The sequence below is a fragment of the Kitasatospora sp. NPDC048540 genome (assembly GCF_040651175.1).
GTDB lineage: Bacteria > Actinomycetota > Actinomycetes > Streptomycetales > Streptomycetaceae > Kitasatospora.
Genome location: NZ_JBEZIR010000017.1, coordinates 88278 through 95606, shown reverse-complemented (window position 1 = coordinate 95606; position 7329 = coordinate 88278). Strand labels below are relative to the sequence as shown.

Below are 7329 nucleotides of genomic sequence, written 5' to 3'. Positions count from 1 at the left end.
CGTTCGTGCTCGCCAAGCCCCCACGAAAAACTCCCCATGATGGATCAACAGATACCGACAATCCGCACAGACGGGCGAATGCCAAGGAGACCCTATGGGTGGCCGGGGGGTGGCCGTCGTGGCCGGTTCCACCGAGCACGAAGCTTTGCATGATCTTTGCTCGACCTATCGGGCGAAGATCACAATCACGACATCACGATTTGTCGACACACTGTCAGAAATGCCGCTGTGACGTGGGATTTCGTCCGCCGCCGAGGTGACGGCGTCACCCCACCGGGCCGCGCTGGCAGTGCGGGCACCAGGTGGCGGGACGGTCCTGGGCGTGGGTGGCGGTGCGCAGCGGGGTTCCGCAGCGGGAACAGGGGCGGCGGGCCCGGCCGTACACCCAGTGCTGTCGTCCGGGCCTGGTCTCGCCGGTGGTGATGTGGCCGGGCCGGAGCTTGTTGGCGTCCAGGAGTTGGCGGGCGCGGGCGAGCAGGCGGTCGAGGGCGGGCAGCGAGCCGACGGGGGTCCAGGGGGTGACGCCCGCGAGGAAGCAGAGTTCGTTGGCGTACACGTTGCCGATGCCGGCCAGGTTCTGCTGGTCCAGGAGGGCCTCGCCGATCGGCCGCTCGGGCCGGGCGAGGAGGCGGCGGCGGGCCTCGGCGGCGTCCCAGTCGGGACCGAGCAGGTCGGGGCCGAGGTGCCCGACGGCGCGCTGCTCGTCGGCGGTGCGCAGCAGTTCGACGACGGGCAGCCGGTAGCCGACGGCGGTGTGCTGCTCGGTGCCGAGGACGGCGCGGATCTGGAACGCCGGACCGCCGCTCCAGCGTTCACCCGCCCGGTAGACCGCCCAGCGGCCGTCCATCCGCAGGTGGGTGTGGAGAGTGAGGCCGCCGTCGATCCTGGTGAGCAGGTGCTTGCCGCGCGGGACCACCTCGAGTACCCGGCGGCCGGTGAGGTCGGCGGTGGCGTGCGCGGGCACCCGCAGGTCGGCTCTGGTCAGCAGGTGGCCGGCCAGCGCGGCGTGCAGGTCGGCGCAGACGCGGTAGACCGTGTCGCCCTCGGGCATCGGGGCTCAACTCCGGCGCGGGCTCGTCACGGCACCGACGGGTGCTCGGGGCGGTAGACGGTCAGCGCCCGCGGCGACTTGTGCAGCAGCAGGCGGTCCGGGGCGCGGACCACCTCGCCGTCGACGGAGAAGTGGCCGACTCCGCGGAGGTCCGTCAGGTCGAGGGCCTTCAGCCGTACTTCGCGGTAGACCCGGGAGGTGCCCAGGGTACCGAGCAGGAAGGCGCCGACCAGCCGGGTGCGGGCGAACGGCGTGCTGCCGTCGACGGCGCGGATGTCGAGCCGGCCGTCCTGGAGGCTGCTGCGGTGGGTGGGGGCGAAGCCGCGCGGCTGGTACGGGCCGTTGCCGGCGAACAGCAGCCACAGCTGCCGGGGCACCCCGGAGACGCTGAGGTGCATCGGTTCGGCGGTGCGCAGCACCCGGACCAGGGCGAGACCGAGCGCGGGCCACTTGCCGAGCCGCTTCTCGTGGGCCTCGCGGACCCGGACCAGGTCCGGGTAGATCCCGATGCTGAAGGTGTTGAGGAAGGACCGGTCGGTGTCGTGGTCCCCGTGCTCGCCGTGGCCGCCGGTGGCCCGGCCGAGGTCGACGCCGGCCGCGCTGCCGGCCTCGACGGCCTCGGCGGTGGAGCGCAGGTCGGGGCTGCCGAGGTCGGCGGCGAAGTGGTTGAGGGTGCCGCCGGGGAAGACCGCGAGCGGCAGCTCCGCGCGGGCGGCGACGGTGGCGGCGAGGTTGACGGTGCCGTCGCCGCCGCAGACCCCGAGGGCTCCGCCGGCGCGGGCGGCGTCGGCGGCGGCGCGGTCCATCAGCGCGGCGAGGTCGTCGTCGGGACCGGCCACCCGCAGGTCGGCCTCGGGCAGCAGGGCGCGCAGCTCTTCGACGGCGCCGTCCGGGCCGTCGGCGCCGGCGCCGGGGTTGACCACCACGGTCAGGCCGCGGCCTCCGGGCAGGGCCGGCGCCTCGACAGCGGGCGGCGCTGCGGCGGCCGGCTCGGTGCCGCGCAGCGGCCACCAGCGCAGGGTGAGGGCGGCGAGGCCGGCGCCGAGGGCGGCGCCGGCCAGCACGTCGCCCGGGTAGTGCACACCGACGTACACCCGCGAGGCGATCACGCCGGCCGCGACCGGCGCCACCACGAGGCCGAGCAGCGGCGCTTCGAGGGCCACCCCGGTGGCGAAGGCCGCGGCGGAGGCGGAGTGCCCGGAGGGGAAGGAGGTGGTGGCGGGCTGGACCAGCAGCCGGCGGACGGCCGGGACCTGGTCGATGACCGGGCGCGGGCGCCGGGTGAGGCCCTTGGCGACGATGTTGGCGGACACCGAGGCGAGGGCGAGGGCGCCGACGCCGCGCAGTGCGGCCCGGCGGGCGGTGCGGTCACCGGTGGCGGCCAGGGCGGCGGCGGTGCCCAGCCAGAGCACGCCGTGGTTGGCGGCCCTGGTGAGTCTGGGCAGCACGGGGTGCGCGCCGCGCAGGCGGCTCAGCGCCACCCGGTTGAAGAGCCTGCGGTCGAGATCGTTGATCGCTCGCATGGGGCGAGCCTACGGCGGAGCGGGCCGCCGCGTCACCGACGCCCCGGCGGCGGGCGCTGTCTGATGGCGGCTCGGGGCGGTGGCGGGGGCAGCCGCGGGTGGCTCAGTCGGCGGGTCGGCCGGACGGTCGGCGGGTCTGCGGGGCGGTCGGCGGGTCGGTCGGCTGCCGGGCCTGGCCTGCGGCGGGCTCCGGGCCGGGCCGGACCCCGGGTCGGTCTCCGGGTCGGTCGTCGGGCCCGGCTTCGGGCCGGTTCTCGGGCCGCGTCCCCGGCCGTCCGTCGGACCGGATTTCGGGCGGGGGATGCAGAGGTACGCGAGGGTGGCCGCCAACAGGTAGGCGGCGGCGCCGACGGCCATGCTGGTGCGCACTCCGGTGGTGAGGTCGGCGGCGGAGGCGAGGAGCGACCCGCCGAGGGCGACCCCGGCGGCGCTGCCCACCTGGCGGGCCGTGTTGAACAGGGCGGAGACCGTACCGGCGTAGCCCGGCGGGGCGGCCGCCATCACGGTGGTGGTGGAGCCGGTGAGGGCGAAGGAGGTGCCGAAGCCGGCCGCCGTCATGGGCGCAACCAGCAGCGGGTAGGCCGGGTCGGGTCCGGCGGCGGCCCAGCCCGCCGCGGGTCGGGTCCGGCGGCGGCCCAGCCCGCCAGTCCGGCCGCCGCGACCGCCATGCCGGTGATCACCAGGGGGCGGTCGCCGGTGCGGTGGGCGAGCCGTCCCGACAGCGCCGAGGCGAACATGGTGACGGCGACCGCCGGGAAGAGCGCGAGTCCGGTGCGCAGTGCGCTGTAGCCGCGCTGGTGCTGGAAGTACAGGCTGGCGGTGAAGAGCATGCCGTAGTAGGCGAAGTTGAAGAGCAGGCCGATGACCGTCCCGCCGCTCAGCGCGCGTGAGCGCAGCAGCGGCAGCGGAAGCACGGGGGTGGCGGCCAGGTGTTCGCGCAGGACGAAGCAGCCGGCGGCGGCCAGGCACAGGGCGGCGCCGATCAGTACCAGTGGGTCCGACCAGCCCAGCCGGCCGGCCTCGTTGAGGACCGCGACGAGCAGGGCGACCGCCGCGACGACGGCGGCCTGCGCCGGGGTGTCGAGGCGGCGGTCCGGGTGGCGCGGGGAGGGCGCCACGGCGCGCCGGACCAGGGCGAGGCAGGCCAGGCCGACGGGCAGGTTGATGAAGAACACCCAGCGCCAGCCGAGGGTGGTGACCAGCAGTCCGCCCAGCAGGGGGCCGGCGGAGGCGGCGACCCCGGCGACCGAGCCCCACAGGCCGAAGGCGCGGGAGCGTTCGGCGGGTGAGGGGTAGGCCTGCTGGAGCAGGGCGAGGGAGCCGGGCACGATCAGGGCCGCGCCGAGCCCTTCGAGGAGCCGGGCGGCGACCAGGACGCTGGTGGTCGGCGCCAGTCCGCAGCCGGCCGAGGCGGCGGTGAAGACCGCGACCCCGGTGCAGAAGACGCGGCGGTTGCCCACTCGGTCCCCGAGGGCTCCGCCGGTCAGCAGCAGGCCGGCGAAGACCAGGGTGTAGCCGTCGGTGATCCACTGGATGCCGGTGAGCGAGGCGGACAGCTCGCGGCCGACCGCGGGCACCGCGACGTTGACGATGGTCACGTCCAGGATGACCATGAAGTAGCCCGCGCAGATCGCCAGCAGCGGGACCGACGCCCGGAGCGCGTCCCGGCGGTGCCGGGAGGGCCGGGCCGCCGGGCTCGGACGGGCGTCGCGCACTCGGCTCCTCCCGGCGGGCTGCAGGTGTCGGACATTCCCTCCCGTACCGCACCATACCGCCGGCCCGTGGGCGGCCCGGCTCCACCGCTCCGACCGGCCCGGCCGCCGGCCACCGGTCATCGCTCGCCATCACAGTGCTGCGTCTTACGGACATCTGACGGAGTGCCGTCGTGACCGTTCGGCGCCGGGCGGGCCGGTTAGCGTCGGGGCATGGAGATTCTGCTCACCGGCGGTGCCGGCTTCATCGGGTCCCGGATCGCGGCGCAGCTGACGGCGGCCGGCCACGGTGTCCGGGTGCTGGACGCGCTGCTGCCCGCCGTCCACCCCGGCGGCCGGCCGGCGCTGCCCGACGGCGTGGCCTTCTGGCACGGCGACGTCCGGGACCGCGCGGTGGTCGACAACGCGCTGCGCGGGGTCGACGCCGTCTGCCACCAGGCGGCGATGGTGGGCCTCGGACTCGACCTGGACGACGCTCCCGAGTACGTGGGCTGCAACGACCTGGGGACGGCGGTGCTGCTGTCGGCGATGGCCCGGGCCGGGGTGCGGGACCTGGTGCTGGCCGGGTCGATGGTGGTGTACGGCGAGGGCGCCTACCACTGTGCCGTGCACGGGCCGGTGGCGCCGGGGCCGCGCCGGGAGGCGGACCTGGACGGGGGCCGGTTCGAGCCGCCGTGCCCGCGGTGCGGCGCGCCGCTGGCGCCCGGGCTGGTCGGCGAGGACGCCGCGCTGGACCCGCGGAACGTGTACGCGGCCTCGAAGGTCGCCCAGGAACTGCTCGCCTCGGCCTGGGCCCGGGCGTGCGGCGGCCGGGTGCTGACGCTGCGGTACCACAACGTGTACGGCCCGGGGATGCCGCGCGACACCCCGTACGCGGGGGTGGCGTCGCTGTTCCGCTCGGCGCTGGCCCGCGGCGAGGCGCCGCAGGTGTACGAGGACGGCGGGCAGCGGCGGGACTTCGTGCACGTCGACGATGTCGCGGCGGCCAACCTGGCGGCGCTGGCCGCGGTCGCCGGGCGGCCGGCGGGCACTTCGCGGGCGTACAACGTGGGCAGCGGCGCGGTGCACACGGTGGGCGAGATGGCGGCCGCGCTGGCCGCGGCGTACGGCGGTCCGCCGCCGCGGGTGACCGGCCGCTACCGGCTGGGCGATGTACGGCACGTGACGGCGGACTCCGGGCGGCTGCGGGCGGAGCTCGGGTGGCGGCCTGCGGTGGAATTCGCCGCGGGGATGGCCGAGTTCGCGAAGGCGCCGCTGCGCGGCGAGCCGCAGCAGGTACCGGCGCTCTGACGCGGGACCGGGCTCCGGAGGGCTGACGCGGAGTCGGTTCTTCCCTGCTCGGCCGTCCCCGCGGACCGGTACGGTCGTCCCTGACCGGGCCCGGATCCGGGCCGGCAGGAGGGGCTGGGTGGGGTTGGGATGGGCATGGAGGCGCTGGAACCGGAGGATCCGCGGCAGCTCGGCGAGTACCGGCTGTTGCGGCGGCTCGGCGCGGGCGGCATGGGCCGGGTCTACCTGGGCCGGTCGGCGGGCGGACGGACGGTGGCGGTCAAGGCGGTGCACGGCGAGCTGGCGGCGGACGCCGAGTTCCGCACCCGGTTCCGCCAGGAGGTCGAGGCGGCGCGCCGGGTCGGCGGCCACTGGACGGCCCCGGTGCTGGACGCCGATACCGACGGCCCCCGGCCCTGGGTCGCCACCGGCTACGTGGCGGGGCCGGCGCTGGGCGCGGCGGTCCGCGAGTTCGGGCCGCTGCCGGTGTCCGCCGTCCGGGCCCTCGGTTCGGGGCTGGCCGACGCGCTGGCCGCGGTGCACGGCCTCGGTCTGGTGCACCGGGACGTCAAGCCGTCCAACGTGCTGCTGGCGCTGGACGGTCCGCGTCTGATCGACTTCGGCATCGCCCGGGCGCTGGACGCGGCGACCGCGCTGACCAGGTCGGGTTTCGTGATCGGCTCGCCCGGGTTCATGTCCCCCGAGCAGGCCCAGGGGCAGACCGCTGGTCCGGCCGGTGACGTCTTCTCGCTCGGCGCGGTGCTCGCGTACGCGGCCACCGGGGCCGCGCCGTTCGGTGAGGGGATCAGCGCGGCGGTGCTGCTGTACCGGGTGCTCCACGAGGCGCCGGACCTGACCGGTCTCGATGCGTCCCTGCGTGAGGTGGTCGGCGCCTGCCTGGCGAAGGAGCAGGCCGACCGGCCGACGCCGGAGCAGTTGCGGGACCGGCTCGCGGACGGTGCCGCACCGGGCGCGCGGGCGGGGTGGCTGCCGCCCGCGGTGTCGGAGTCGGTGGCACGGCTGGCGGTCGAGCTGCTCGGTCTGGAGTCCGCGGGCGACCACCCGGCGGCGGAACGCTCGGGGCCCGTGACCGAGTTGGACACCCCGGCACCGCCGGTGGACCGGCCGGTGGCTGACCGGCCGCCGACGGGCCCGGCCGGCCCTGTCGGCCCTGTCGGCCCCGACGGGCTCGGCCGGGGGCGGCGGCTGACGGTGCCTGCGCTGGTCGCGGGCGGTGTGCTGATCGCGGCCGCCGCGGCCGGGGCGGCGCTCTGGTACGCGGGGGACGGCGGTCCGGGCGGCCGTTCCTCGGCGGACGGGTCGGTGACGGGAGGGTCCGCCGCACTGTCGCCGTCGCCGTCCGGTTCGCCGTCCCCTTCTCCCTCGCCCTCGCCGTCGCCGTCGCCGAGCCCGTCGCGCCCGGCCGGGGTGGTGCCGGCGGTCTTCCTGGGGACCTGGCAGGGCGTGGTGACCACCACCGGCGGGCAGAAGGTCACCGCCACCTACCGCATCCAGCTGGTCCAGGGCCAGATCGGCGACACCGTGGGGCGGGCCGCCACCACGACGGCCGGGGGTGTCAGCTGCGGCGCGGCCTCGATCCTGGTGACGGCCTCGGAGCAGACCCTGGTGGTCGCCGAGTCGCTGACCACCAGCGGTTCGGGGTGCGGCGCGGAGGTGGCCGAGCAGGTCACGTTCGACCTGGAGGCCGACGGGCGCCTGCTGGTGAAGCAGGAGGGGTTCGCCGACAGCCACCTCAGCAGACAGCCGTGACCGG

The 7329-nt window shown here is 76.4% G+C and carries 6 protein-coding genes; 2 read left to right on the top strand and 4 right to left on the bottom strand.

All coding sequences use genetic code 11. The features are described 5' to 3' along the window. Positions 1-265 precede the first annotated feature (265 nt). From AB0D08_RS10110 to AB0D08_RS10095, 4 genes are read right to left on the bottom strand one after another with little or no spacing between them, the layout of a single operon-like run. On the bottom strand, positions 266-1051 hold the full coding sequence (locus AB0D08_RS10110; protein WP_033822348.1) for a DNA-formamidopyrimidine glycosylase family protein: 786 nt from the start codon (positions 1049-1051) through the stop codon (positions 266-268). 26 nt (positions 1052-1077) lie between these two features. After that, positions 1078-2574: a phosphatase PAP2 family protein gene (locus tag AB0D08_RS10105; RefSeq protein ID WP_359887494.1), complete on the bottom strand. Its 1497-nt coding sequence runs from the start codon at positions 2572-2574 to the stop codon at positions 1078-1080. A gap of 9 nt (positions 2575-2583) precedes the next feature. Next, on the bottom strand, positions 2584-3132 hold the full coding sequence (locus AB0D08_RS10100) for a hypothetical protein (protein WP_359887491.1): 549 nt from the start codon (positions 3130-3132) through the stop codon (positions 2584-2586). Further along, on the bottom strand, positions 3129-4289 hold the full coding sequence (locus AB0D08_RS10095; protein WP_359887490.1) for an MFS transporter: 1161 nt from the start codon (positions 4287-4289) through the stop codon (positions 3129-3131). The genes AB0D08_RS10100 and AB0D08_RS10095 overlap by 4 nt, the downstream gene beginning before the upstream one ends. 210 nt (positions 4290-4499) lie before the next feature. Here AB0D08_RS10095 and AB0D08_RS10090 point away from each other — a divergent pair, with 210 nt between their 5' ends. Together AB0D08_RS10090 and AB0D08_RS10085 are read left to right on the top strand one after the other, a co-directional pair. After that, a complete protein-coding gene (locus AB0D08_RS10090) occupies positions 4500-5576 on the top strand; it encodes an NAD-dependent epimerase/dehydratase family protein (protein WP_359887488.1) in 1077 nt (358 codons plus the stop codon). A 135-nt stretch (positions 5577-5711) separates the two neighbouring features. Beyond that, positions 5712-7325: a serine/threonine-protein kinase gene (locus AB0D08_RS10085; RefSeq protein WP_359887485.1), complete on the top strand. Its 1614-nt coding sequence runs from the start codon at positions 5712-5714 to the stop codon at positions 7323-7325. Positions 7326-7329: the final 4 nt, after the last annotated feature.